The sequence below is a fragment of the Streptomyces sp. NPDC058246 genome, assembly GCF_042881985.1.
Lineage (GTDB): Bacteria > Actinomycetota > Actinomycetes > Streptomycetales > Streptomycetaceae > Streptomyces.
The window spans coordinates 60,086-84,587 of record NZ_JBHVWZ010000015.1 but is presented as its reverse complement, the minus strand read 5'-3'; the positions used below and the strand labels follow the sequence as shown (position 1 = coordinate 84,587).

At 72.2% G+C, this 24,502-nt stretch carries 21 protein-coding genes and 2 pseudogenes; 10 read left to right on the top strand and 13 right to left on the bottom strand.

Features of this window, described 5'->3' with window-relative positions; translation table 11 throughout:
- Nucleotides 1–228: 228 nt before the first annotated feature.
- Entirely contained in the window at nucleotides 229–1,140 is a 912-nt protein-coding gene (locus ACFVXA_RS22450) for an alpha/beta fold hydrolase (RefSeq protein WP_383740776.1), read from the top strand.
- A 115-nt stretch (nucleotides 1,141–1,255) separates the two neighbouring features.
- Here ACFVXA_RS22450 and ACFVXA_RS22445 read toward each other — a convergent pair whose 3' ends face one another.
- The gene (locus tag ACFVXA_RS22445) at nucleotides 1,256–2,059 is read right to left on the bottom strand and encodes a phytanoyl-CoA dioxygenase family protein (RefSeq protein WP_389469088.1); all 804 of its coding nucleotides are present in this window, start codon (nucleotides 2,057–2,059) and stop codon (nucleotides 1,256–1,258) included.
- Between the two features lie 64 nt (nucleotides 2,060–2,123).
- Here ACFVXA_RS22445 and ACFVXA_RS22440 point away from each other — a divergent pair, with 64 nt between their 5' ends.
- Nucleotides 2,124–3,059 carry a helix-turn-helix domain-containing protein gene (locus tag ACFVXA_RS22440; RefSeq protein ID WP_390026194.1) on the top strand — a complete coding sequence of 312 codons (936 nt, stop codon included), beginning with the start codon at nucleotides 2,124–2,126 and terminating at the stop codon, nucleotides 3,057–3,059.
- On the opposite strand, the gene ACFVXA_RS22435 is transcribed toward ACFVXA_RS22440, so the two are convergent.
- From ACFVXA_RS22435 to ACFVXA_RS22425, 3 genes are all read right to left on the bottom strand, one after another.
- Nucleotides 3,025–3,513, bottom strand: a complete 489-nt coding sequence (locus ACFVXA_RS22435) for a universal stress protein (protein WP_390026192.1) — start codon at nucleotides 3,511–3,513, stop codon at nucleotides 3,025–3,027. The genes ACFVXA_RS22440 and ACFVXA_RS22435 overlap by 35 nt on opposite strands.
- Nucleotides 3,514–3,518: 5 nt before the next feature.
- On the bottom strand, nucleotides 3,519–4,775 hold the full coding sequence (locus tag ACFVXA_RS22430; protein WP_383905677.1) for an arsenic transporter: 1,257 nt from the start codon (nucleotides 4,773–4,775) through the stop codon (nucleotides 3,519–3,521).
- 76 nt (nucleotides 4,776–4,851) lie between these two features.
- On the bottom strand, nucleotides 4,852–7,227 hold the full coding sequence (locus ACFVXA_RS22425; protein ID WP_390026269.1) for a SpoIIE family protein phosphatase: 2,376 nt from the start codon (nucleotides 7,225–7,227) through the stop codon (nucleotides 4,852–4,854).
- 189 nt (nucleotides 7,228–7,416) lie between these two features.
- Between ACFVXA_RS22425 and ACFVXA_RS22420 the strand changes: the two are divergent.
- Nucleotides 7,417–8,072, top strand: a pseudogene (locus tag ACFVXA_RS22420) (hypothetical protein); the annotation flags it as partial.
- Here the strand turns inward: ACFVXA_RS22420 and ACFVXA_RS22415 are convergent.
- Together ACFVXA_RS22415 and sigJ are read right to left on the bottom strand one after the other, a co-directional pair.
- Nucleotides 7,983–9,578 (bottom strand): cytochrome bc complex cytochrome b subunit, encoded by a 1,596-nt coding sequence (locus tag ACFVXA_RS22415; protein WP_390026190.1) that lies wholly within the window; start codon nucleotides 9,576–9,578, stop codon nucleotides 7,983–7,985. The pseudogene ACFVXA_RS22420 and the gene ACFVXA_RS22415 overlap by 90 nt on opposite strands.
- Nucleotides 9,575–10,639 carry an RNA polymerase sigma factor SigJ gene (gene sigJ, locus ACFVXA_RS22410; protein WP_390026188.1) on the bottom strand — a complete coding sequence of 355 codons (1,065 nt, stop codon included), beginning with the start codon at nucleotides 10,637–10,639 and terminating at the stop codon, nucleotides 9,575–9,577. Before sigJ ends, ACFVXA_RS22415 begins: the two co-directional genes overlap by 4 nt.
- 172 nt (nucleotides 10,640–10,811) lie before the next feature.
- Here sigJ and ACFVXA_RS22405 point away from each other — a divergent pair, with 172 nt between their 5' ends.
- From ACFVXA_RS22405 to ACFVXA_RS22385, 5 genes are all read left to right on the top strand, one after another.
- Nucleotides 10,812–12,425, top strand: a complete 1,614-nt coding sequence (locus tag ACFVXA_RS22405; protein ID WP_390026186.1) for an MFS transporter — start codon at nucleotides 10,812–10,814, stop codon at nucleotides 12,423–12,425.
- Entirely contained in the window at nucleotides 12,422–13,030 is a 609-nt protein-coding gene (locus ACFVXA_RS22400) for a hemerythrin domain-containing protein (protein WP_383905508.1), read from the top strand. Before ACFVXA_RS22405 ends, ACFVXA_RS22400 begins: the two co-directional genes overlap by 4 nt.
- Nucleotides 13,031–13,209: 179 nt before the next feature.
- Nucleotides 13,210–13,455 carry a hypothetical protein gene (locus ACFVXA_RS22395; protein WP_362023929.1) on the top strand — a complete coding sequence of 82 codons (246 nt, stop codon included), beginning with the start codon at nucleotides 13,210–13,212 and terminating at the stop codon, nucleotides 13,453–13,455.
- Nucleotides 13,456–13,458: 3 nt separating this feature from the next.
- Nucleotides 13,459–13,836, top strand: a complete 378-nt coding sequence (locus ACFVXA_RS22390) for a toxin Doc (protein WP_362023931.1) — start codon at nucleotides 13,459–13,461, stop codon at nucleotides 13,834–13,836.
- Nucleotides 13,837–14,430: 594 nt separating this feature from the next.
- Nucleotides 14,431–16,314, top strand: a complete 1,884-nt coding sequence (locus tag ACFVXA_RS22385; RefSeq protein ID WP_390026183.1) for an RICIN domain-containing protein — start codon at nucleotides 14,431–14,433, stop codon at nucleotides 16,312–16,314.
- Nucleotides 16,315–16,371: 57 nt separating this feature from the next.
- Here the strand turns inward: ACFVXA_RS22385 and ACFVXA_RS22380 are convergent, their stop codons facing one another.
- Nucleotides 16,372–17,349, bottom strand: coding sequence for a 2-hydroxyacid dehydrogenase (locus tag ACFVXA_RS22380; RefSeq protein ID WP_390026181.1), 978 nt, complete (start codon nucleotides 17,347–17,349; stop codon nucleotides 16,372–16,374).
- On the bottom strand, nucleotides 17,346–18,515 hold the full coding sequence (locus ACFVXA_RS22375) for a lactate 2-monooxygenase (RefSeq protein WP_383740739.1): 1,170 nt from the start codon (nucleotides 18,513–18,515) through the stop codon (nucleotides 17,346–17,348). The genes ACFVXA_RS22380 and ACFVXA_RS22375 overlap by 4 nt, the downstream gene beginning before the upstream one ends.
- A gap of 112 nt (nucleotides 18,516–18,627) precedes the next feature.
- Here ACFVXA_RS22375 and ACFVXA_RS22370 point away from each other — a divergent pair, with 112 nt between their 5' ends.
- Nucleotides 18,628–19,806 carry a PucR family transcriptional regulator gene (locus ACFVXA_RS22370; protein WP_390026179.1) on the top strand — a complete coding sequence of 393 codons (1,179 nt, stop codon included), beginning with the start codon at nucleotides 18,628–18,630 and terminating at the stop codon, nucleotides 19,804–19,806.
- Nucleotides 19,807–19,919: 113 nt separating this feature from the next.
- On the opposite strand, the pseudogene ACFVXA_RS22365 reads toward ACFVXA_RS22370, so the two are convergent.
- The 4 genes and pseudogenes from ACFVXA_RS22365 to ACFVXA_RS22350 form a co-directional block, all read right to left on the bottom strand.
- Nucleotides 19,920–20,354: pseudogene (locus ACFVXA_RS22365) on the bottom strand (cytosine permease); the annotation flags it as partial.
- Nucleotides 20,355–20,374: 20 nt separating this feature from the next.
- A complete protein-coding gene (locus ACFVXA_RS22360) occupies nucleotides 20,375–20,824 on the bottom strand; it encodes a TIGR03668 family PPOX class F420-dependent oxidoreductase (RefSeq protein ID WP_383740733.1) in 450 nt (149 codons plus the stop codon).
- A 33-nt stretch (nucleotides 20,825–20,857) separates the two neighbouring features.
- Entirely contained in the window at nucleotides 20,858–21,685 is an 828-nt protein-coding gene (locus ACFVXA_RS22355; RefSeq protein ID WP_362023950.1) for an LLM class F420-dependent oxidoreductase, read from the bottom strand.
- A 57-nt stretch (nucleotides 21,686–21,742) separates the two neighbouring features.
- The gene (locus tag ACFVXA_RS22350) at nucleotides 21,743–22,312 is read right to left on the bottom strand and encodes a hypothetical protein (RefSeq protein ID WP_384025738.1); all 570 of its coding nucleotides are present in this window, start codon (nucleotides 22,310–22,312) and stop codon (nucleotides 21,743–21,745) included.
- A gap of 353 nt (nucleotides 22,313–22,665) precedes the next feature.
- Here ACFVXA_RS22350 and ACFVXA_RS22345 point away from each other — a divergent pair, with 353 nt between their 5' ends.
- Nucleotides 22,666–23,100 (top strand): protease inhibitor, encoded by a 435-nt coding sequence (locus ACFVXA_RS22345; RefSeq protein WP_362023956.1) that lies wholly within the window; start codon nucleotides 22,666–22,668, stop codon nucleotides 23,098–23,100.
- 332 nt (nucleotides 23,101–23,432) lie between these two features.
- On the opposite strand, the gene ACFVXA_RS22340 is transcribed toward ACFVXA_RS22345, so the two are convergent.
- The gene (locus ACFVXA_RS22340; protein WP_389470558.1) at nucleotides 23,433–24,443 is read right to left on the bottom strand and encodes a Ppx/GppA family phosphatase; all 1,011 of its coding nucleotides are present in this window, start codon (nucleotides 24,441–24,443) and stop codon (nucleotides 23,433–23,435) included.
- Nucleotides 24,444–24,502 lie beyond the last annotated feature (59 nt).

The window sequence follows — 24,502 nt, the reverse complement described above, 5'->3', positions numbered from 1 at the left end:
CAATCGCGAGTACGACCCCGCCTCGGACGCTTCCCGCGATCCTGGCGACTTTGGCCGGACTTGAACCGAGTCCGCTACCGGCTGGGCGCACCTCTGCGTGCCGAGTCCATCACGGCACGGCATGATCAAAGCGTGTGGACCCGCCCACGTCAAGGGGCCCCGGACTCGATCCCCGCAGGCAGCCCCGAGAGCCCTGGGAACCCCGATCCGAGCGTCTATTGTCAGGACATGACCGGAGATCGTATCGCACTGGCCGTACACGACCACGGGGGCGACGGGCCGCCGCTGGTCCTGCTCCACGGCGCGGGACGCACCCTCGCCGACTGGGCCGCCGCCGCCCCGCTCCTCGTGCCCCGCCACCGGGTGCTCGCCGTGGACCTCCGCGGACACGGTCTCTCCCCGTCCGGCACCTGGGACTTCCCCCACGTCCTCGGGGACCTCGAAGCGGTGCTGGAGGCGTACGACATCCCCGGCGCGCTGCCGGTCGGGCACTCGCTCGGCGGGATGATCGCCGTGCGGTACGCGCTGGAGCACCCGGGCGTCACGCCCGGCGCGGTGAATTTCGACGGTTTCGGGTGGGGCAGCCCCGACCAGTACGTCGGCCTCGACGCGGAGTACGTCGAGGAACGGCTCACCGAGGTGCGGAAGGCGGCTGCGACGGCGTCGGGCGAGCCGCTCCCCGAGGACGGACTGAAGGCGCTGCTCGCCCAGCAGCGTGCCATGTCCGAGCAACTGGGCATCCCCTACGAGCTGTTGGAGGCCGGCGTCCGGCGCGCGATGCGCAAAAGGCCCGACGGAAGGCTGGAGTTGAGGCCGGAGCGCGAGCACGCGCTGGAGATGCTGGGCGCGATCGACTCCCTCGACCTCTTCGCGCTGTTCCGCCGCACGCCCGTGCCGCTGCTGCTGGGACGCGCGCTGCGGCCCGTCCCGTCGATCCCGGGCATGGACTGGTTCGACGCGCTGATGGCTGCATACGCGCGGGGGCTCGCCCGGGATCTGGCCCGACTCGCCAAGGAGCGCCCCGATGTGACGGTCACCGAGATCGACGGCACCCACGCGATGCTCCTGGAGAACCCGAGGGCGGTCGCGGACGCGATCCTCGGGTTCACCTCCGCGTCGATCCCCGGGTTCGCCGCTTGACGGCGAGCGGCACGGTGTCGCGCCGGTCGACGGGGGAGCGGTGTGGCGGCCCGTCAGTGCCGATCGGTGCGGTGCGGCGGCTTTTCGGCGCTGAGCGGCGTGGTGTGGTGGCCGGTCAGTGGGGAGCGCGCGGCGTGAACTCGGTGCCGCACGGGCCCGCGCCCCCGCTCTCGGGCAGGGCCACAGGATCGCCGCTCATCGTCAAGGTCCGGTAGAAGCCGCCGATGCGCTGCGTGGAGCGCCCGACGTAGTGGCCGATGAACGAGCGCCGGAAGCGGTCCGGGCTGCGATTGGGGCCGGAGCCGTGCACGAGACTGCCGTTGAAGAACAGGACGTCGCCCGGTGCCATGTCGACGGGGACGGCCGTGAGCCCGGGCGGCGCCGGAACGTGCTCGCGGGCGAAGGACAGCGCCGGATCGGCCTCCTCCGGACAGAACACCCGCATGCGGTGGGTGCCCGGCACGACCTCGAGGCCGCCGTTCTCGCGGTCGACCGCGTCGCAGGCGATCCAGGCGGCCACACAGGTGCCCGGCTCGACCCGCAGATAGAAGTTGTCCTGATGCGGCGCCTGGCCGCGGGCGCCGGGCGGCTTGAAGTAGAACATGCTCTGGGCTGCCAGGGGCTCCTCGCCCAGCAGGGTCCGCAGAATGTCCCGCAGCCGGGGATCCAGGAGGCGGCGCAGCGACAGGGCGCTGATGCGATGCGGGTGCAGGACGCGAGGGTAGGAGTGCAGCGGATCGGCCGGGCTCTCGGTCTCCGTGGCGCGGGGTTCGAAGTGTCCGGGGACCGGGCCGGCAGCGTGCAGTGCCGTGAACTCCGCGCACAGCTCCTCGATCTCGGCGGGGCCGAACAGCGCGCGCACCACCGCGAAGCCGCTCTCCTCGAACTGCCGAAGGCCGCTCCTGTCCGTGACTGTCATCCGACCGCCCCTTCACACCGGTGTTCCAGGTACCTCACGCTAGGCCGACGCGCCTGTCGGGAGGATGCCTGTGCGTGCTGAGGAGTTGTCCGAGCCTGCTGCCCCCTCCCCGCCGCCGGGCCTGGTGACCGTCGGACTTTTCGACCAACGGCCGGGGTACCGCGTCAACCGGCCGCGCGGGGCGGACAGTTGGCTCTTCACCTGGACCACGGGCGGACGGGGACGCCTCACCCAGGGGGCGTCACGGGCGGTGGCCGGCGCCGGGGACCTGGTGGTCCTGGGGCCCGGCGTGCCGCACCGCTACGGCGTCGAACCGGGCGCCGGGCACTGGGCGTTCTGGTGGGTGCACTGCCGGGCGAGGCCGGCCTGGTCGGCGTGGCTCAGGCCGTGCGCGCTCGCCGACGGGGTGTACGCCGCCGTCGGACCCGCGCGGGGCACCGAGGGTAACGCGGCACGTATCGAGACCGCCTTCCGCCGCATGCTCGCCGACGCCCGCTGGACCGGAGACGGACCGCCACCCCTCCCCTCGGAGCCCGCCGACGGCGAGATCGCGGTCGCGCACGGCATCGCGGCCCGGGAGCTGGCCCTCTGCTCCCTGGAGGAGATCGTCCTGCTCGTCACCGCGGGCGCGGACCGGCACCGGACCGACATCGACGCGCGGATCCGGCGCGCCGAGTCGCTGATCACCGCCGACCCGGGCGCACCGCACACCGTACGGTCGCTCGCCGAGGCGGTCTCCCTCTCACCGTCGAGATTCGCCCACCTCTTCACCGAGCAACTGGGCCTTTCCCCGATGCGGGCCCTGCGCGATGCCCGGCTGCGGCACGCGGCCCGGCTCCTGGACGCCACCGAACTCCCGGTGGAACGGGTCGCCGCGGCCTCCGGCTTCGCCAGCGCCTTCCACTTCAACCGGGTCTTCCGACAGCGCTACGGCACACCGCCGGGCGCCTACCGGACCGGATCGCCTAACGGCGCGGGGGAGGCGGGGGAATGGTCGTGATGTCCGGGGCCGCCTCGGGCCACACCAGCAGGACCGGGCAGGGCGCGTGATCGACGACGAACCGCCCGGCCCGTCCCAGACTGTGCGGGCCGAGACGGGCGCGGTCGCCGTCGCGGGCCGCCACGAGCAGATCGGCTCCCTCGGCGGCGGCGACCACCTCCCGCTCGACCCGGCCGACGCGTTCAAGGCGGGTGCAAGGGCGGCCCAGCCGCTCGGTCGCCGCGTCGAGGAGCCGGGCGGCGGAGGCGGTGTCCAGGTCTTCGAGGCGGTTGCCGGGGTCGCGCTCGGGATGTCCGCGGCCGAGCAGTCCGGCGTAGGCGCCGTGCGCCAGACCGGGCACGCCGGGTTCGGCGACATGCAGCAGCACCACGTCCGTCGCGTGCGGCACGTGGGTGCGTACGGCGTCCACGCACGCGGGCCACGTTCCCTCGACCAGCCAGACGATCACCCGCATGCCCATCAGCCTCCGATGACGTGGAGTGAGACCCACAGTGCCAGCACCGCGGGGACCAGCGCCGCAGGCACGGCGATCAGACCGAGCCGGGTGAACTCCTTGAGGTCGACGCCGTGGTCGTGCTGGTGGACGATACGCCGCCACAGCAGGGTCGCCAGAGAGCCGGCGTAGGTCAGGTTGGGCCCGATGTTGACCCCCAGCAGGACGGCCAGCACCGCGCCGGGACCGGACACGGCGGCCGGCGGCAGCAGGACGAGGACCGCGGGCAGATTGTTGATCAGGTTGGCCAGTACCGCGGCCGTGGCCGCGATGCCGAACAGCGCGGGCAGACCACTGCCGTTCGGCAGCAGACCGTCGAGCGCGTCGGCCAGCCCGTTGTCGACCACGGCCCGGACGACGATGCCCAGCGCGAGGACGAAGGCGAGGAACGACGGCGCGGCGGCCCGTACCACGGTGAGCGCGGTGGCCCGCCGGCGGACGAGCGCGCGGGTGGCGAGCACGAGCGCCCCCGCCGCGGCGGACCACGCCGGATCGATGCCGAGCGCCGAGGCCACGACGAACCCCGCCAGTGTGCAGCCCACGGTGACGAGCGCGAACACCGGCACGTCCGGCGGCTCGTCGGCATGCGGCGCGGGCGCGGCCACGCCCAGGTCGCGGGCGAAGAAGCGCCGGAAGACCACGTACTCGGCGCCGATCGCGACCAGCCAGGGCAGCACCATCAGCGCGGCGAACCGGGTGAAGCTCAGACCGCTGGCGGTGAAGGCCAGCAGATTGGTGAGGTTGGAGACCGGCAGGAGCAGCGAGGCCGTGTTCGAGAGATGGGTGCAGGCGTAGATGTGCGGCTTCGGACGGGCGCCCATCCGCGCCGCCGTGGCGAACACCACGGGGGTGAGCAGCACGACGGTCGCGTCCAGACTGAGCACCGCGGTGATCGCCGAGGCGAGCCCGAAGACCGCGGTCAGCAGACGGCCGGGCCGCCCCGCCGCCCAGCGGGCCATCCACGCCCCACAGGCATGGAAGAGCCCCTCGTCGTCGCAGAACCGGGCCAGCACGAGGACGGACGCCAGGAACCCGATCACCGGACCCAGATGTCCGGCCTCCGCGCGCACGTGGTCCCAGGAGATCGCACCGGTGGCGATGACGAGGCAGGCGGCCGGGACGGCCACCACCGCCTCGGGCCAGCCGAAGGGGCGGATCACCGCACAGACAAGGACCGCCACGAGCAGGACGACGGAGAGGGCTTCGGCGAGCGGGGTGTTCAGAGTTCGGTCCTCCGGGAGTGATCGTGGCGCTCGTCCATCACATCAGACGCCGCGCCGCCCGCTCCTCACGAGGCCGTCATTCCTCTTCGAACAACGCCAGTTCGGCCCAGATCGTCTTGCCCTCGGCGATGTGCCGGCTCCCCCAGCGCTGGGTGAGCTGGGCGACGAGGAGCAGCCCGCGGCCCCCCTCGTCGAAGGTCTTCACCCGGCGCAGATGCGGGGCGGTGTGGCTGCTGTCGGAGACCTCGCAGATGAGGGTGGCGGCGTCGTGGATGAGGCGCAGCCGGATGGGCGGTTCGCCGTACCGGATGGCGTTGGTGACCAGCTCGCTCACCACGAGTTCCGCCGTGAACGCCGCGTCGCTCAGCCCCCAGGTGTCCAGTTGCTCGCCCACCTGCCTGCGGATCGGCGCGACGAGGGCGGGGTCGGCGGGAATGTCCCAGGTCGCCACCTGGGACGGAGCCAGGCCATGGGTACGGGCGAGCAGCAGCGCCACGTCGTCCTGGGCGCCGCCGACCGGCAGCAGCGCCTGCAGGATCGCGTGGCACGCACCTTCGAGGGACGCCGAGGACTGCTCCAGGGCGCGGCACAGCAACTGATGGCTGGTGTCTGCATCCCGCTCGCGGCTCTCGATCAGACCGTCGGTGTACAGCGCGAGCACCGTGCCCTCGGGCAGCTCGACTTCGACGGACTCGAAGGGCAGTCCGCCCAGGCCGAGCGGCGGCCCGGCCGGGAGGTCGATCTGCTGGGGCCGGCCGTCCGGACGCAGGACGACGGGCGGCGGGTGGCCGGCCCGGGCGAGGGAGCAGCGCCGGGAGACCGGGTCGTACACCGCGTACAGGCAGGTCGCGCCGACCTCGCCGGTGGTGCCTTCGGCCCCCGCCTCCGTGGACAGTCGTACGACGAGGTCGTCGAGGTGGGTGAGCAGTTCGTCCGGCGCCAGGTCGATGTCGGCGAGCGTGCGCACGGCCGTGCGCAGCCGTCCCATCGTCGCCGAGGCCTGGATGCCGTGGCCCACGACGTCGCCGACGACCATGGCGACGCGCATCCCGGACAGCGGGATCACGTCGAACCAGTCGCCGCCCACTCCGGCCCGCGCCGCGGGAAGGTAGCGGGAGGCCGCCTCCAGGGCCGCCGTCGCGGGCAGCGACGGGGGGAGCAGGCTGCGTTGCAGGGCCAGCGCGGTCTGCCGCTCGCGGGAGAAGCGGCGGGCGTGGTCGATGCAGACGGCGGCCCTGGCCGTGACCTCCTCGGCGAGCAGCACGTCGTCGGGTGTGAACGGATCGGGCCGGAGATACCGGGTGAGGACGGCGACGCCGAGGGTCTGGCCGCGGGCCTGGATGGGCACCGACATGGTGGCGTGGATGCCGAACTCGGCGACGCGCGCGCCGCGGCGGTCGTCCCAGGCCAGCCACTCCGACAGCGTGGTGGTGGCGTCCGGCGCCACGATCGTGCGGCGGGCGACCAGTGAGCCGGCCTGCGGTGAGGAGGCGGGGTAGACGTCGACCTCGCCGGGCTTGACGACCGCCTCCGGGGCGCCGGGGTTCACCGACTGGTGGGCGGCGCGCCGGAGTGTGACCGGCGGGTCCGGCGGCACGGGGTGGTGCTCACCGCTGTGCTCCGGCGGATCCAGCAGGTCGACGCTGACGAAGTCGGCGAGGGCCGGCACACAGACGTCGGCGAGCTCTTGGGCCGTTCGGGTGACGTCGAGGGTGCTGCCGATGCGCACGCTCGCCTCGTTGACCAGCTGTAGCCGCTCCCGGGCCTTGTGCTGCTCGGAGAAGTCGTGCGCGGCCAGGCACACCCCCCGCACCCGCCCCTCGTCATCGGTCAGCGGAGAGATCCGGACCAGCCAGGCGTGCGCGCGGTCCTCACCCCCCGAGCGCAGATACGTCTCGACATCGCGCCCCTCGCCCGAGACGAGCACGCCGTACATGTCCTCTTCGAGCTGCTCGCTCGCCCGTTTGCCGCCGATCTCGGAGTTCCGCAGGCCCCGGACACGGGCCTCCGGGAGTCCGATCACCTCGGCCATCGCGTCGTTGATCCCGTACAGCCGCAGCCGTTCGTCGTAGACAGCCATGGCACACGGCGACTGGGTGAGCACCGCCCTGATCAGCGGGTCGTCCGGCGAGCGCGGCGCCGCCGCCTCGAGCGGCGTGACCACCAGCCACTCGCCCCGGGCCTCTCCGTGATGGGCGAGCAGCCACACGGACAGGACGTGTCCGTCGCGGTGCCGCAGTGAGAGCGTGCCGCTCCAGCGTGGGGTGTCGGGTTCGGGCGGCGCGGTGGTGTCCGCGGGGTCCAGCAGGTGTGCGGCGGGACCGCCCTCGACCTCCTCCGGCGCGTACCCCAGCAGCCGGCGGGCCCCCTCGTTCCAGTGGATCAGGGTGCCGTTCTCGTCGATGACGGCCCGTGCCGTGGCGGCCTCGTCGAAGGGGTGGACCGGGCTCATCGTCGCGACTCCATTGCGCACACTCACAGTGAACAAGCGCGTCACTCGGTTCCAGCCTAGTGCGTGCAGGGTTTCCGCACGCGCGACTCCGTAGTGCGTACAGGGGCTCCGCACGCGTGACTCCGGGGGCCGCGTACGCGAGCCTCGGAACTGCGTACCCGCGGCTCGGGGCGGAGGCGGCCGGTGGTCACCGGGAGCCCCCCTAGTGCGACACGCGACGCGCGCCCGGGCGCTGGGCGCGCCCGCACGTCTGTGTTCGTGACCGCGGAGGCGGTCGACGCCCACGGCGTGGTCGTGCCCGACGCGGAGGATCCGCTGGCGTTCGAGGTCGACGGCGGGTCGCCCGGCTCGACAACAGTCGCGAGGAGAGCGCCGAGCGCTACCGGGCCGCCACCCGAACGGCTTTCACGGCCTGGCACTTGCCATCGTCCGCGCCGGGACGAAGGCGGGCATCTTGACGGTGACCGCGCGCGGCGAAGGGCTCCGTACGGCCACCGTGACCGTATGCACCACCCGCGCCGCGGTGAAGGCGAGCACCCCGGTGGCCCCCTCCTTCGAGCCGGACCACCCGGCAGTCCCGAACTACCGGTACGCGGAGGCCAGTTACTCGGGCCGTGCCGACACCCTCCCCGCCGCCATGCTCGACGGCGACCCGGCGACCCGGCGACCCGGCGACCCGGCGACCGGCTGGTCCAATGCCTTCTACAAGTCGGCGACGGCAACCGACGGTGATCACCTCCGAGGCGGTACGGGGCTCACGGCTGCGGCTCGTCATGGCGAGCGGGCACCCGAGGGCCGCCGACGGCGGGCTGCGGATCAGCAGGCTGGAGGTCCCGGTCGGCTGAGAGCGCCCGCCGTTCGTGCTCGGTCAGCGTGTGGAGTTCGGCGAGACCGAGCGGACGGTGCACCTCGACGTACTCGCCGTGCGGCAGGCGCTTGATGAGGCCTGTCGCACGGCCGTGCGCCACCAGCTCCCGGTCCCGCTGCCGCAAGCCCAGGCAGATGCGGCGGGTCACGACGAACACGACGACCGGGACCAGGAACAGGGCGATCCGCACCGTCCAGGTGACGGTGTTGATCGAGAGATGGAAACGCGTGGCCACGATGTCGTTGCCGCCGCCCGCGAGCAGGATCAGATAGAGACTGACCCAGGCCGCCCCGAGCGACGTGCGGACCGGCCGGTTGCGCGGGCGGTCCAGCAGGTGGTGCTCGCCCCGGTCCCCGGTGATCCGGGCCTCCACGAACGGGTAGACGCCGATGGCGACCAGGAGCAGCGGGAAGACGACGACGGGAATGAGCACGCCGAGCACCAGTGTGTGCCCCGCCACCGTGATCTCCCAGCCGGGCATGACCCGGACCAGCCCTTCCGCGAAGCCCAGATACCAGTCCGGCTGGGCGCCCGTCGACACCTGGTCGGCACGGTAAGGGCCGTACGCCCAGACCGGGTTGATGGTCGCGACCGCCGCGATGAGCGCGATGACACCGAACACCAGGAAGAAGAAGCCGCCCGCCTTCGCCAGGTAGACCGGCAGGAACGGCGTGCCCACCACATTGCGTTCGGTCTTTCCCGGCCCCGCGAACTGCGTGTGCTTGTGGTGGACGACCAGGATCAGATGCGCCACGACGAGCGCCGCCATGATCCCCGGTATCAGCAGGACGTGCAGCGAGTAGAAGCGGGCCACGATGTCGTGGCCGGGGAACTCCCCGCCGAAGAGGAAGAACGACAGATAGGTCCCGACGATCGGCACCGACAGGATCGCCCCGTCCACGAACCGCATCCCCGTCCCCGACAGCAGATCGTCCGGCAGCGAGTAGCCGAACAGCCCCTCGAACATGCCGAGGAGCAGCAGCGTCCAGCCGAACAGCCAGTTCACCTCGCGGGGTTTGCGGAACGAGCCGGTGAAGAAGTGCCGCATCATGTGCGTCAGCATCGCGGCCAGGAAGATCAGCGCCGCCCAGTGGTGGATCTGCCGGATCAGCAGACCGCCGCGCACGTCGAAACTGATGTCGAGCGTCGAGGCGTACGCCTCCGACATGCGGATGCCGTTGAGCGGGACGTAACTGCCGTGGTAGACCACCTCGTTCATCGACGGATGAAAGAACAGCGTGAGATAGACCCCGGTGAGGACGAGGACGACGAAGCTGTAGAGGCAGATCTCGCCGAGCAGGAAGGACCAGTGGTCCGGGAACACCTTGCGGAGATACCGCTTGCCGAGGGAGTAGACCCCGAGGCGGCCGTCGAACCAGTCGGCTACGCGCTCGCCGGTGGACGTCTGCTCGGCGGGGCGCCCGGCGGTCTGCCCGGTGATCTGTTCGGTGGTCTGTCCGGTTGCGCCTTCCGCGGTCGTCATGTGCGCGTCCCCTCCTCGGTGCCGGTGCCGGTGCCGGTGCCGGTGCCGGTGCCGGTGCTGGTGCTGGTGCCCGTCGCGGTCTCGGCCCCGCTCTCCTCGTCGCGTCGCACGTGCGTGAGCTTCTCGGGATTGGTGACGATGTAGACGTCGGACACCTGCGCGCCGTCCGGGGTGAGGTCCATGACCATGACGGCGTACGGGGACTCGCCCTCGAAGATCACCGCGGAGTCGTCGCCGTTGACCCGCCGGTAGCGGATGTCGAGCTTCGTCGCGCGGCGCGTCGCGTATCCGGCGAACAGGCGCGCCGCCTTGTCCCGGCCGTGCACCGGCCGCAGCCCGGCCGCGCGGGCCTTGCCGCCGCCGTCCGTCCACACGGTGACGTCCGGCGCGAGGATCTCCATGAGCGCGGCGATGTCACCGCCGAGCGCCGCCTCCACGAACCGTTCGGTCGCCTGCCGGCGTACCCGGGGATGGGCCCGGTACAGCGGACGGCGGGCGTGCACGTGCTCCCGGGCGCGATGCGCGAGCTGGCGCACCGCCGCCGGGCTGCGGTCGATGACCTCCGCGATCTCGGTGTGCGCGTAGCCGAACACCTCGTTGAGGACGAACACCGCCCGCTCCAGCGGGGTGAGCGACTCCAGGACCACGAGCATCGCCAGCGACACCGACTCGGAGCGCAGGGTGCGGCCGTCGGCGGATTCGTCGGGTGCCGGTTCGTCGAGCAGGGGCTCCGGCAGCCAGGGACCCACGTACGTCTCGCGGCGCCGGGTGATGGCGGCGCGCCGGCCGAGCGCGTGGTTCACCGCGATGCGTACGAGGTAGGCGCGCGGGTTGGTGATCCCGTCCAGCGGGGAGCGGTCGACGCGGCCCCGCCACGACAGCCAGGTCTCCTGGAGCACGTCCTCCGTGTCGGCGACGCTGCCGAGCATGTTGTAGACGATCGCGAACAGCAGCTCGCGGTGGTCGACGAACACGCGCGTCGCGCCGTCGCTCGCGGACGACGGCCCGTCGATTCCCGGCGTCTCGCGGCTGCCGGTCCCGGACCCGGGGCTTTCGGACATGCCCTGCCTCCCTTGATGCGCTCACTACTGCGAGGGGAGAACAGGGTCCGAATGTGACCTCCGACGGCGAATTGTGACGTACGTCTCAGGTGTCTGCCCCGGTGTCACACCGCCCGGCGCCCCCGACCTCTTGAACGCGAGTACGACGCTTCGGCACAAGGAGACACACATCGTGTTCAAGAAATGGCACGGCAACCCCTGGGCGATCCTCATCACGCTCTCTCTGGGGTTCTTCATGACGCTCCTCGACCTGACGATCGTGAACATCGCGATCCCCGACATGAGCCAGGACCTGGGCGCCTCTCTCGACGAGATCCTGTGGGTGGTCAACGCCTATACGCTCGCCCTCGCCGTCCTGCTGATCACCGCGGGCCGTCTCGGCGACCTGCGCGGCAAACGGAACCTGTTCGTCGCGGGCGTCGCCCTCTTCACGCTCGCCAGCCTGGCCTGCGGCCTCGCCCGGGACCCGGCCCAGCTGATCGCCTTCCGCGCGGTCCAGGGCCTCGGCGCGGCACTGCTCATGCCGCAGACCCTGTCGATCATCGCCGAGGTGTTCCCGGCCGACCGCCGGGGCGCCGCGATGGGGGTGTGGGGCGCGGTCGCGGGCATCTCCGGCGCCCTCGGCCCGATCATCGGGGGTGCGCTGATCACGCACCTCGACTGGCGGTGGATCTTCTACGTCAATCTGCCGCTCGGGGTGCTGGTCCTCGGCCTCGCCGTGGCGATCCTCCCCGGCTCGCGGCGCACCGTACGGCACCGCTTCGACGCCCTCGGCGTGGCGCTCGCCTCAAGTGCCCTGTTCTGCCTGGCCTTTGCGCTGACCGAGGGGCAGCGTTACGAATGGAACGGCTGGATCCGGGCCCTGTTCGCCGCGGCGGCGGTGCTCTTCGCCGGATTCCTGGCACACGAGCGCGGGCAGCAGGCGCACGACCCGCTCGTCCCGTTCTCGCTCTTCAAGGACCGCAACTTCACCCTCCTCAACTTCGTGGGCGTCACGGTGTCCTTCGGCGTCATCGGCATGTTCCTGCCGCTGACGATCTACCTCCAGTCCGTCCTGGGCTTCAGCGCGCTCAAGTCCGGCCTTGTGCTGCTGCCGCTCGCGCTCGGCTCGTTCGTCATGGCCGGCCCCGCGGGTGTGCTCGCGGACAAGATCGGCGGCAAGTTCATCCTGATGACCGGGCTGCTCGCCTGGGCGGCGGCGTTGGTGTGGATCGTGGCCGTGGCCGACGTCGGGTCCGGCTGGACGGCCGTGGCCTTCCCGCTCTTCCTGGCCGGCCTGGGCGCCGGCTGCACCTTCACCCCCATGGCCACCGAGGTCATGCGCAACGTACCGGCTCGTCTGTCCGGAGCCGCGTCGGGTGCCAACAACGCGCTGCGGCAGGTCGGTTCGGTGCTCGCGGGCGCGGTCGTCGGCGCCGTGCTCCAGGCGCGGCTCGCCTCCGCGCTCGCCGACCAGGCGGACCAGCGCGCCGGGCAACTGCCCGCCGCCTACCGCGCCGGCTTCGTCGGAGCCTTCTCCGAGGCGGAGTCCACCGTGAGCGCCCAGCGGTCGGCCGGGCCGCCGAGCGGCGTGCCGCACGACGTCGCCGACCGTATGCGGGAGCTGGGCGGCCAGGTCTTCGGACACGGCTTCGTGGACGCGATGGGCCCCGCCGTCCTGGTCTCCGCCGCGGTCCTGCTGACCGGCGCGCTCGCCTGTCTCGCCGTACGCCGTCACCACGGCCCGTCCGCCAACCCGCATGCCCTGCCCGTGTCCGGGCCCGCACTGGAGGAAGCCACCTCATGAGCATCGACCTCACCGTGATGTACGCCGCCCATGACGCGTTCCGGCGCGATCTGGTACGCCTCGGCAAGGCCGCGGCGGACGGCACCGCCTTCACCCCCCAAGTCCGTGCCGGCTGGGCCAACTTCACGCATCAGCTGCACATCCACCACACCGCCGAGGACAGCGACCTGTGGCCGCGCGTGCAGCGCAAGGTCGAGGGCCGTCCCGGGGACGTCGCCCTGCTCGCCGAGATGGAGGCGGAGCACGCCCTCCTCGACCCGCGGCTCACCGCCGTCGACGCCGCGCTGCGGGACCGGTCGGCCGAACTCGCCGAATTGGTCCACTCGCTGGCGACCACCCTCGACGACCACCTCGCGCACGAGGAGGCGAGCGCACTGCCGCTCATCCAGGAGGTGCTGACGCCCGCGGACTGGGGTGCCTTCACGGGACGCATCCGCAAGACGCAGGGACTGCGCGGGGCGGCCGTCTTCGTGCCGTGGATCGTCGACGGCATCCCGCCCGCCGACCGAGCCGTCTTCCTCGGCGCGCTGCCCCCGCCGGTCCGGGTCCTCAACCGCCTGTTCTGGGAGCAGGGGTACCGCAGGCGCGGGCTGTGGGGGACCTGACCGGTCGGCCGTCGTGTCGCCGGGTGGATCGTCGAGCGCGCCCGGCGCGTCGGGGCGCCGGCTGCCGCTCGTGGCGGCGGCCCGCGCCCCGCCACGGTGAATCGGCCGCAGGTACCGCACTCCGTGCGGGCTGACCTGGGGGTATTTACCAGTAAGTACCCTCGCGGTACCGTGAGGGCATGCCAGCTCTCAATGTGGAGTTCAGCGACCGCGAGCTAGAGGACCTGCGGCAGATGGCCAAGGAGCGCGGTACGTCGATGAAGGCCCTGGTGCGGGAGGCCGCCGCGGCCGACATCGTGCGGCACCGGGCACTGCAGGAAGGCGCGGAGGTCTTCCGCCGGTTCTTCGCCGCCCACGCGGACGAGTTCGCCGCCGCGTTCCCGGAGGACGAACCGCCCGCCAAGGGTGAGGGACGGGTCGCCTGACCGATGGCCCCCGTCATCCATATCGACGTGCCCTGGCTGCTCCAGCGCCACGAAGAGGTACTGCCCGACCAGCCCACGGTCGACGACTTCTCGGCGCTGGTCGCCGCCGTGGCCCGGCACCGCGTCGACCCGCCCCGCCTGGGCGTCGACTCCGACCCGGCCTGGCGCGCCGCCGCACTCCTGCACACCCTGGCCCTGCTGAAGCCCTTACCGGCCGCCAACGCCCGCTTCGCCTGCTCGGCCGCGGTCGCCTACATGTTCGTCAGCGGCGTCGGCATCGACCCGCCGTACGGGGCCCTCGTCGACCTCGCCCGCGACCTGATCTCCGGCAAGACAGACGTCTACGGCGCGGCCGACCGCCTGCGGTCCTGGCAGATCTGACCCCGGACCCCGTTCGGGACGGGTAGGGGCGGCGGGGGCGAAGGAAACCGGTGCCGGCCCTCGTTCGGGCCGGCCCCGGCGACCCGCCCTCGGGGCCGCCGACCGAGGGCGGGAGGATCGGGGTCGGCGGCCGGTTTCGCGCGGGAGAGCCGCCGTCCTGCGCGGGGCCTTGGAGAAGGGCCGGTTCCAGTGCACCGCGGAGCTCCGTGCGCCGGGAGCGTGCGCGGCCCGCCGGCGCGTGCGCACGGTTCACACGGGGCGCATGGAATTTCGAAAGCCGGTGCGAACCGGGCGAGTTGTCCCGGGATCTGACTTTCTTTCAATGGTGCAGATGTTGCTCAAGTGCCTTGTTGGCCATGGGCGTTTGTGCGAAGGTGAGCGTCCTGTGCTTGGCCAATGGCCGGGACTGAATCGCTGTTCGTAATTCCGAGCTGTCGAAGAGCCTCATAAGGCTCTTGACCGGCGGTCGCCGCACGGCCTTCACCCCGACCGTTTTCCCGGCGCTCCGTCAAAAAGGTATACACCAATCAGGGCTCCTTTTCGGCGGACAAGAACTTCTGTGTGCCACCTTGCACCTTGGAAGGAACCCCCTCTGTGCACACCCCCCACCCCCCTCGTCCCCCTTTTCCACCCGGTGGCGTTCCCGGTGAATCCGACGAGAGTCTCGCCGCCGGGCTGAGAAGCCGGCCGGAGAGCGAGGCGGCCCACCCCGTCGCCCTGCTGATGGTCCGGCACTGGCAGCCGACCTACGACTACGCGGTCATCTGCCTCACCTCTTCGGCGAGCGTCGCCTCCATGGTCGCGGCGGCCTCCTTCCGCCAGGTGCTCGACCACCTCCCGGAAGGCGGGTCCGGTCTCGCGCTCCGTCCCCAACTCCTCCTGACCGTGCGGGACACCGTCAGGGAGTGGTCCGCGGACGATCGGATATCCGGTGTTCTGCCGGACTTGAGGAAACCCGCGGGGGGTCGCGGTATGCGCGCGGCCAAGTCCATGACGGCCGAAAATCGGAAGCTCGCCGAGCGCTCTTTCCAGGCCCTGCCGGGACTCGCCCGCTGCCTGCTGTGGCACACCGAGGTCGAGGCCGAGCCCATATCCGTACCGGCCGGTCTGTCGGGCATGGATACCGACACCGCGTCGGCCGCTCTGGAGCAGGCCCGCGGGCAATTCCGGGAGGGCTGTGTACGCGCCCACCGGGAACTCGCGCCGTCCAAGGAATGCGGCTTCTACAACCGGCTGCTGGATGTGGCGATTCGCCGCGGCGGCGCCTTGCTGCCCGATGTCCGACAGCATCTGACGGAGTGCACCTACTGCCGTTACGCGGCCGAGCAACTCAGCTATTTCGAGGGCGGGTTGGGCGTGCTGCTCGCCGAAGCGGTACTCGGCTGGGGCGCACGCCGGTATCTCGACTCACGCCCGGGGCGCGGGGGACGGGCGACAGCGACGCGTTCCCGGGACGGATCCCCCTCCGGCGGACGCAGGGAGGGCGGCGACGGACGGCCCGGCACCGGTGGGCGCCACCGTCTGCTGTCCCAGATTCCCTCCCCGGGCCGCCGTGCGGGCCAGTCGGGACAGCGGCCCCCGAAGGCCCTGCTCACGGGAGCCGGCCTGTCCGCCGCCCTGCTCGTGACCGTGCTCGCCACCAGCCTGTGGTCGCACGGCGACGGCGGCGCCGGCCCCACGGCCACCACGGGCGCGAGCAGCAGCCGCACCCTGTCGCCCGCCCCCGGCTCCCAGCCCCCGCCCGCCCCGTCCTCGCCGCCCACCTCGGCCGGACTCCCCACGACCACCGAGCAGACCCGGCTGCGCAACCTCGCCGCCGACCTGTGCCTCGACATCAGGGGCGGCAAGGCGAAGGCCGGCGCCGAGACCAAGTTGGCGGTGTGCTCCTCCGCCTGGACCCAGCAGTGGTCGTACGAGGAAGACGGTCTGCTGCGCAGCATCGCCAACCCCGAGCTGTGCCTCGACTCGCGCGCTGACAACGGTGTCGTGCTGCTGGACCGCTGTGTCGCCCGGAGCGCGGCGGGCGGCGGCGACGAGCGCTACGACCTGACCGTCCGGGGCGAGTTGCTGCCCCGATGGAACGACGAACTCGCCGTCGCACCCGCGTCCACGGACCCCGACGCCGACATCGTCGTCAAGGTGCGCGACGGCTCCGACCTCCAGCGGTGGCGGACCGACGCGTCGTCGGCCGGCCCGGAGTCCCTGTCGATCGCGGGCACGGGCGGCCCCTCGACCCGGCCCACCGTCAGTGAGCCGCCGTCGGCCGACAGCGCGCCCGACGCGCCGGGCGAGCCGCCGGAGGAACCGTCCGAACCGTCGGAAGGCGTGCCCGCCGCCCCGGAGACGAGCCCGTCGGAGAGCTACCAGGAGCCGCGCGCGGTGGCTGTCGGCGACGACCACGAGGACGACGAGAGCCCGGCGCCGGCGCTGCCGCTGCCCCTGCAGCTCCCCGCCATCGTCACGGGAGTCGGGCTGTGAACCGACCGGGTGAGGGGAGCCGCGAACCGCCATGACCGCGGGAACCGGGCGGTGACGCTAGGAGATGACATCCCGAGGCGGCTTGCCGGCCAGGAAGTCGGCGGCGTTCTGGACGGCCGCCAGCGCGATCCGCACCAGTGTCTCGCGCGTGACGCCCGCGACATGAGGTGAGAGCACCACGTTCGGCGCCTTGAGCAGCCGCAGGGCCGCGGTGGGCGGTTCGGGGTCGAAGACGTCGATGCCCGCTCCGGCCAGGGCGCCCTCCTCGAGCGCGTCCGCGAGGGCGTCCTGGTCGATCAGGGCGCCCCGCGCGGTGTTGACCACGAACGCGGTCGGCTTGAGGAGCGCGAGCCGCTCGGCGTTCAGCAGATGCCGGGTCGCGTCGGTGAGCGGCGCGTGCAGCGTGATGTAGTCCGACGTGCGCAGCAGTTCGTCGAGTCCGACATGGCGGGCGCCGCCGAGCCGGGCCTCTGTCGCCGCGTCGAGGGGCTGCGGACCGGCGTACACGACGGTCATGTCGAAGGCGACCGCGCGGCGGGCGACCTCCTCGCCGATGTGTCCGAGTCCGACGATGCCGAGCGTCTTGCCGGACAGTTCGGTGATGGACTGCTGGAGCCGGGGCAGCGCCCAGTCGGCGTCCACCAACGCGGTGTGCGCGGGGACCAGTTGCTTGGCGAGGGCGAGCATGAGGGCGAAGGTCTGCTCGGCCACGTTCTGCTTCTCGGCGCCGCTGGAGCCGATGTTGCACACGGGCACGTGCTGGGCGCGCGCCGCTTCCAGATCGACGTAGTCGAAGCCGTGGCTCGCGCACTGGATCAGCTTCAGGTCCGGTGCGGCGGTGATGTGTTCGGCCGTCACCGGGCCGAGGCCCGTGATGATGACGTGCGCCGCGCGCAGCGCGGCGGGGTCCTCGTCGGTCGCCTCCACGACGGTGACCTGGGCCTCTCCGGGAAACACGGTGGCGAGCGCCGCGCCCGCCGTACGGCCTCCGACGTGCGGCGAGACGACGGCCAGGACGTTCTTGGTGACGGTCATGCGGTTTCCTCGATCAGGTCGTCGGGGCCGACGGTGGCGGGGCGGGCGTGCCCGGACAGGGCGAGGGTGAGGTCGAACTCGGCGAGCAGGCAGCGGATGACGTGCTCGACGCCCGCCTGTCCGTCGAGGCCGAGCCCATAGGCGTACGGGCGTCCGACGAGCACCGCCTTCGCGCCGAGGGCGAGCGCCTTGAAGATGTCGTCGCCGGTGCGGACGCCGCTGTCGAAGAGGACGGTCAGCCGGTCGCCCGCCGCCTCGACCACGCGCGGCAGCGCGTCGGCGGCGGCCACCGACCCCGCCACCTGCCGGCCTCCGTGGTTGGAGACGACCACACCGTCGATCCCGGCGCTCGCGGCACGGCGCGCGTCGTCCGGGTGCAGAATCCCCTTCAGGACGATCGGCCCGTCCCAGTTCTCCCGCAGGAACTCCAGATCCGGCCAGGTCTTGCCGGGGTCCGCGAACATGCCCACGAAGTGCATCACGGCCGCGTTCGGGTCCTCGTGCACCGGCTTGGCGAGGCCCGCCTGGAACGCCGGGTCGGTGAAGTAGTTGGCCGTGCCCACGCCGTGCAGGAACGGCAGATACGCCTGGTCGAGGTCGCGCGGCCGCCAGGCCAGCAGGGGAGTGTCGAGGGTGACGAGCAGGGCCGTGAAACCGGCCGCCTTCGCCCGGTTCAGGAAGCTCCGGGTGACCTCGCGGTCCTTCGCCCAGTACAGCTGGAACCAGCGCTCCGCATCCCCCATCGCCTCCGCCACCTGCTCCATCGGCGTACTGGACGCCGAGGAGAGGATGTACGGCACGCCCTGCGCCGCGGCGGCCCGCGCGGCGGCGGACTCCGCGTCCGGGTGCATGATCGACAGCACCCCCACGGGCGCCAGCGCCAGCGGGGCGGGCAGCTCTCGCCCCAACACCTCGACGCGGAGGTCGCGTTCGTGCACGTCGCGCAGCATGCGCGGCACGATCCGGCGCCGGTCGAGGGCGGCCCGGTTCGCCCGCGCCGTACTGCCGTTGCCCGCGCTGCCCGCCACATAGCCGACCGGACCGGGCCCGAGCCGCTGCTCGGTGAGCTCCTCCAGCCGGGTCAGATCGGTGGGCAGCCGCGGTACGGCACCCGTCATTCCGTTCAGATAGATCTCGTACTGGAAGTCGGCCCAGTGCTTCGCCATCCGTACGTCCCGCCTCTCGTCCCTGAGACCGCGTGTACGACGTCGATCCTGGCGACCGTGACAAGATCCGTCCACTGTGGTGCGCACATCGCGCGGCTGGGATCATCACCCTGTGACAAGAAGTCCCGCCGACATCAGAGAGCGCGTCCGGCAGGAGATGGTCGCCGACCCGCGCGTCGTGGAGGCGATCGTCGCCGCGGTCCACGAACAGGTCCCGGTGTACGCGGCGCTCGACGACAGCCGCCTTCCGGAGGTACGGGCCATCGCGGCCTGGGGGCTGGAGCGGCTGCTCCACCTCTGGGTGACCGACGGCATCCTGGAGCCGGCCGACCTGCGCAGGCTCCGGGGCATCGCGGCGGCCCGCGCGGCGGACGGCAGGCCCGTGCAGGCCGTGCTGCGCGCCTACCGCGTGGCGGGGACCGTCCTCACGGACGAGGTCGCGGCCCGCGCGCCCCGGCTCACCACCGCGGACGCCTTCGCCCTCGCCCGGATGCTGCTGACCACGCTCGACACGCTCGCCGAGGAGATGACTGCGGCGTACGCCACCACCGACGAGGACCTCGCCGCGGACCGCGACCGGGCACTGCGGCTGCTGCTCGACGACCTGATCGCCGGGCGACACGCCTCGGTGGGCGCGCTGACCGACCGGTCGGCGCGACTGGGCATCCAACTCCCGGACCCCTACTGCCTCTTGGTCGCCGAGCTGGCCGGAGCGGACCGCCCCGACATGGCGCAGGACGCGGCCACGGGACTGCTCGACGCGCTGGCCGTGCCCGGCGCCGAGGTCACCTCGGCGGCGACGGTACGCGGCTCCCGTGCCGTTCTGTTGCTGCCTGCCCTCGCCGCCGGCCGGGCGGGGGCGGTGCTGGGGGCGCGGGACTGGCGCGGTTGCGCGATCTCGGGCCAGAGCCTGGACCGGGTCGCCGTCGCCCATCGGCTCGCCGCCGACGCCCTCGACACGGCGCCCGCGCACGCCCATCGGGCCGGGTGCGTCCTCACCGACGCGGACGCGCACGTGCTCGCGTTGCTCGCCGGGCATCCGGTCGCCGCGCCGGAACGTATCGCGCGGCTGGTGCTCGGGCCGCTCGCCGAGCCGGGACAGCGGCACCTGCTGGAGGCGCTCACCGTATACATCGACGCGGGCTCGGCGAATGCCGCCGCCCGCGAACTCCACCTCCATCCCCAGTCCCTGCGCTACCGCCTGCGCCGCATCCACGCACTCACGTCCCGCGACCCCCGTGACCCATGGCAACGCCTCACCCTGGACATCGCCCGCACCATCGGGACATAGCCGGCCGCGCCGCCAGGCGGCTTTCGGCGGGGCCGGTGATCTTTCGGCCCGTCCGGCGTTCGAGGACGAGTCCGTTCAGGCCGATGCGGGGCTCTGGGAGGGGAGAAGCGATCTCAGTCGCGCTCCGTGGCCAGTACGGGCGAAGTGGCGTCGGGCTCCGCGCCGGGGCCGGTGATCGGCGGCACGGGGGCGGAGACGGTTCGGGCCAGTCGCGCCCCCTCGGGCCCGTACACGGCCCGGGGTTCGGGGAAGACCCGCAGAAGCGAGAGGAACAGCACCGCGGCCACCGCCAGCGACAACGGCAGACCGATGTCGATCCCGTTCGCCAGGTCCCCCAGCGGCCCGACGACCTGTCCGGGGATGTCGGTGAACAGGACACCGATCACCGCGGCCACCCACCACGCCGTCATACCCCGCCAGTTCCACCCGTGCGTGAACCAGTAACGCCCACCCCGCTGCCGGCGGTTGAAGACCTGGAGCGCGTCCGGGTCGTACCACCCGCGCCGGGTGTAGAAGCCGAGGATCATCACGACCATCCACGGCGTGGTGCGAGCCGGTGCACGGTGGTTCAGCCGGTGGCGTCGGGCTCCGACGCGGCGCGCCAGCCGTGCCAGCGGTGCACGGCGATCGCGATCACCGGGCCGTCCGGCGGCCGTTGGCGCCGGTAGGGCGCGTACTTGTCGCGCAGCAGGGCGATCGCCGCGGTGTACTCGTCCTGGGTGCCGGGCGGCAGGATGCGGGCATCGCCGTCCGCGCGTACCCACCACAGCCGGTCCCAGTCCTCGTCGTAGGCGTCGACGAGCAGACAGACGGCCGGGTGGGCGGCGATGTTGCGCAGCCGCTTCAGGTGCGGCGACTTCTTGGGTTTCCAGTCGACGGCGGTGACGATCTCACCGCCCTGCGCCGCGAACACGACGGGCACCAGATGCGGGCGCCGCTCGGCGTCCACCGTCGCCAGGCGCGCCACCGGTGCCGCCGTGAACCGGCGGCGCGCCTCGTCCTCGTCCATGTCCGGCACGGTGGGCTCCGATTCCCCGCCGGCCGGAGGCCGTCACCGGTACGCGGACGCGGCCTCGGCCAGCTCGTCCAGCGTGCGCAGTGTCTCGTCCTCCGGCTGCGTCGGCAGATACAGCAGCACGCGCTCGACGCCGAGCTCCGCGTAGATGTCGAGGGACTCCCGGTCGGGCTGAGCCGCGTACACCACGACGCCCGGCCGGTCACCCGCCGTCGCCCGCATCCGTTCGATCCGCGCCCCCAGCTCCTTGGGCGGGATGCCGCTGGGCAGCCACGCCGAGCCGTACTCGGCGACGCGGGCGAAGGTCCGCTCGCTGTTGCCTCCGACCCAGATGGGCGGATGCGGCCGCTGAACCGGCTTGGGCCAGCTGTAGACCGGGTCGAAGTCGACGAAGTCCCCGTGGAACTCGGCCTCGTCCTTGGTCCACAGCTCGATCATCGCGTGGATCCGCTCGTCCATCAGACGGCCCCGGCGGGCCGGATCCGTCCCGTGGTTGCGCATCTCCTCGCGGTTCCAGCCGGCGCCGACGCCGAACACGGCGCGGCCACCGGAGATCAGGTCGAGGCTGGCGATCTCCTTCGCGGTGATGATCGGATCGCGCTGGACCACCAGGGCGATCCCGGTGCCCAGGAGCAGCTCGCGGGTCACCGACGCGACCGCGGCGAGCGTCACGAACGGATCGAGCGTGCGGTAGTACATCCGGGGCAGATCACCACCGGGCGGATACGGCGTCTCCCGGTTGACCGGAATGTGTGAGTGCTCGGCCAGCAGCAGCGTGTCGAACCCGCGCTGCTCCAGGGCCGGGCCCAGCGCCGCCGGGCCGATGCCCTCGTCGGTGACAAACGTCGACACCCCGAACTTCATCCGCGACCACCTCGTCTCGTCGGCACTTGTTGCCTGGTGCCAGTGTGGCGCGATTCGTCACTCCTCGTCGGTCGGAGCGTCCGGCGGCGGCGCGGTGTCCGGCTGCGCGGCGTCCGGGCCCTGCGCCCGCACCCGCTGCACGTGCTCCAGCGAGTCGCGCAGCTCGGTCAGCCAGTCGTCGGTGTGGCGCTGCACCAGGCGTACGCACCAGGCGAGCGCGTCGCTGCGGCTGCGGGCGACACCGGCGGCGATGAGCGTGTCGAGGACCTGGCGTTCCGGCTGGCGCAACCGGGTCATGACGGGCGCGGCGATGTGGGTGAACAGGGCGCGTTCGTCGCCGCACTCCACACCCCAGGAGACCTTCTTGCGGAACCGGTGCTCCGCCTCGCGCGCGACCGCGACCCGGTCCTCGCGGGTGCGTTCGCGGAATTCCTGGATACGTGACTGGACGGCCGCTTCCTTCTCGGCGTCCGAGGCACCTTTGGCGAGCCGGGGCTCGGGGATGCGGCCGATGACGGTGATCTCCTCGCGGTCGACCGTCACCTCCGCCAGGCTCGCGAAGAGATCGTCGGGCAAGCGGCCGGCGAACCAGCCGCGCAGCTTCTCGCGTTGCTCCGTTGTAATCATGTAATGACGATTACTCCGCACCACGGAAAGCGCAAGGGGGTGCGGCCGCCGTCCGCCGAGAGCGGAAGTCGGGGTCCGGTGTCGGCCGGACCGGCGCTGAACCGGAATGTTTCAGGCCTATTGCCGAGCCAGGGGAATCTGGCCAGGAGAGCGCTGCTGGCGATCAACAACCGCTCAGTTCCGGGGTCTACGCGTTCGAATTCTGTAACTTCACGCCACTGTTTCAATACTCAAAGTTACCGAAACGCATGGGGTCGATGTGTGTTTCCGGTGTGGACTCGGCAGACTCGCGCTCGCTGAACCGGCACCAACCGAGCCGGTATGGCATTCGATTGAGCGGAAGGATGCACACAATGCCGACCACCGCGCGCTGGGCAGCAACCCTGACCCTGGCGGCCACCACCGTCTGCGGCCCCCTCGTCGGGTCCGCCCACGCGGCTCCCAGCCCTGGCTCCGCCGGGCTCTACGCCCCCTCGGCCCTCGTGCTCACCGTGGGCCACGGCCAAAGCGCGGCCACCGTCACCCCGGAACGAGCGGTCACCCTGAACTGCGCCCCGACCGCCTCGGGCACCCACCCCGCCGCCGTCCCGGCCTGCGCCGAACTCCGGGGGACCGGTGGCGACTTCAACGCCCTGACGGTCCAGCAAGGGGTCTTCTGTACGAAGCTCTTCGATCCCGTGGTCGTGACGGTCGACGGCGTCTGGCAGGGCAAGCGCGTCTCGTACGAGCGCACCTTCGCCAACGAGTGCGTGAAGAACTCCTACGGGATGACCGTCTTCGCGTTCTGAGAGACCGGGATCGCGCGGTGCTCGTGAACGTCGATCGGGGTCCGTAGCTGGGGAGTGCGGGCCCCGTCGCGGGGAGCCACGCGATTTCGCACCGGGGGTCGGCCGGACAGAGTGGGGCTGTCGGCCGGCCCTCGGCATCAACGGGATGTGATGGCCCGGTATCCGTCGGACGTGACGGTCGCCGGGTCATTCGGCTGTCATGGCCCGGCGCCCGAAGGAGGTGAGGGGCCGATGCCGACGGCTGTGACGGCCCAGTGCCCGACCTCGCGGGAGACCACGGCCGTGCCGCGCCGCGCAGGGCAGCACAGCGCGTCCGCCGCCCTGCGCGGCGCTCAGCGCGCCGGGGTCGCGATACGCAGCGGGATCGCGCCCGCGCCCGTGGGTGCGTCGTCGCTGCGGTCGGCCATCTCGGCCCACCAGGACGCACCGTCCTCGATGTGCCGCAGCAGCACCCCCTCCCGGATCGCCCAGGGGCAGATGGCGAGCGACTGCAGACCCGTCAGCTTCATGGCCGTGTGACCGACCACGGCACCGGCCAGGCTCTGGGCGGCCCGAGGCGCGGAAATGCCCGGCAGCCGCGCGCGGTCGGCCGCGGGGAGAGCCGCGAGGCGGTCCAGCGAGCGGCGCAGCTCCCGGCGGCGCAACTCACGCTCCACGAACGGGCCGTGGCGGCCGGGCGCGGCGCCGCACAGCCGTGCCAGCTGCTGAAACGTGCGCGAGGTCGCCACCGCGGTGCGCGGGCCCTCCCAGCGGATCCGCGCGGCCACGTCCCGCAGCTGATGGCGGACCTTGCGCCGCAGCGCCTTGAGGCTCTCCGCTGTCGGCGGGTCCTGCCCCTCGAGGAACTCCTGGGTCAGCCGGCCCGCGCCGAGCGGCAGCGAGGCGACGAAGTCCGGTAACCGCCCCCGCCCGAAGGCCACATCGAGCGAGCCGCCGCCGATGTCCAGCAGCGCGAGCGGTCCCGACCGCCACCCCACCCACCGGCGCGCACCGAGGAATGTGAGCTCGGCCTCCACCTCGCCGGGCAGCGTACACAGCCGCGTCCCGGTCTCCGCCCGTACCGTCCGCAGGATCTCCGCGCGGTTCGGGGCATTGCGCACCACGGCCGTCGCGAAGGCCAACGGGCCCGCCGCGCCCCACCGTTCCGCCGTCCGGCTCGCCCCACGCACCGCGTGGACGAGCTGGTGAACGGACTCCTCGGGGATACCGCCGCCCGGCTCCACGTGTTCGGACAGCCGTAACCGCCACTTGGCCGTGTGCACCGGCAGCGGCACCCCGCCCTCGGCATCCGCCACCACCAGCCGGACAGCGTTCGATCCCACATCCACCACGCTCAGTCGCATGTCCCCGGGATACCCCGATGGCGCCGGGGCACGCGCCCCGCACGCTTCTTCATGTCCTG

Bases quoted from the DNA above. Each gene is read 5' to 3' on its own strand.
- ACFVXA_RS22445 (WP_389469088.1), bottom strand. From the start codon at position 2,059: ATGACAGTCACGGACAGGAGCGGCCTTCGGCAGTTCGAGGAGAGCGGC.
- ACFVXA_RS22340 (WP_389470558.1), bottom strand. From the start codon at position 24,443: ATGCGACTGAGCGTGGTGGATGTGGGATCGAACGCTGTCCGGCTGGTG.
- ACFVXA_RS22350 (WP_384025738.1), bottom strand. From the start codon at position 22,312: ATGATTACAACGGAGCAACGCGAGAAGCTGCGCGGCTGGTTCGCCGGC.
- ACFVXA_RS22415 (WP_390026190.1), bottom strand. From the start codon at position 9,578: ATGACGACCGCGGAAGGCGCAACCGGACAGACCACCGAACAGATCACC.
- ACFVXA_RS22425 (WP_390026269.1), bottom strand. From the start codon at position 7,227: ATGAGCCCGGTCCACCCCTTCGACGAGGCCGCCACGGCACGGGCCGTC.
- ACFVXA_RS22435 (WP_390026192.1), bottom strand. From the start codon at position 3,513: ATGCGGGTGATCGTCTGGCTGGTCGAGGGAACGTGGCCCGCGTGCGTG.
- ACFVXA_RS22345 (WP_362023956.1), top strand. From the start codon at position 22,666: ATGCCGACCACCGCGCGCTGGGCAGCAACCCTGACCCTGGCGGCCACC.
- ACFVXA_RS22355 (WP_362023950.1), bottom strand. From the start codon at position 21,685: ATGAAGTTCGGGGTGTCGACGTTTGTCACCGACGAGGGCATCGGCCCG.
- sigJ (WP_390026188.1), bottom strand. From the start codon at position 10,639: ATGTCCGAAAGCCCCGGGTCCGGGACCGGCAGCCGCGAGACGCCGGGA.
- ACFVXA_RS22390 (WP_362023931.1), top strand. From the start codon at position 13,459: ATGGCCCCCGTCATCCATATCGACGTGCCCTGGCTGCTCCAGCGCCAC.
- ACFVXA_RS22395 (WP_362023929.1), top strand. From the start codon at position 13,210: ATGCCAGCTCTCAATGTGGAGTTCAGCGACCGCGAGCTAGAGGACCTG.
- ACFVXA_RS22440 (WP_390026194.1), top strand. From the start codon at position 2,124: ATGCCTGTGCGTGCTGAGGAGTTGTCCGAGCCTGCTGCCCCCTCCCCG.
- ACFVXA_RS22375 (WP_383740739.1), bottom strand. From the start codon at position 18,515: ATGGCGAAGCACTGGGCCGACTTCCAGTACGAGATCTATCTGAACGGA.
- ACFVXA_RS22400 (WP_383905508.1), top strand. From the start codon at position 12,422: ATGAGCATCGACCTCACCGTGATGTACGCCGCCCATGACGCGTTCCGG.
- ACFVXA_RS22450 (WP_383740776.1), top strand. From the start codon at position 229: ATGACCGGAGATCGTATCGCACTGGCCGTACACGACCACGGGGGCGAC.
- ACFVXA_RS22380 (WP_390026181.1), bottom strand. From the start codon at position 17,349: ATGACCGTCACCAAGAACGTCCTGGCCGTCGTCTCGCCGCACGTCGGA.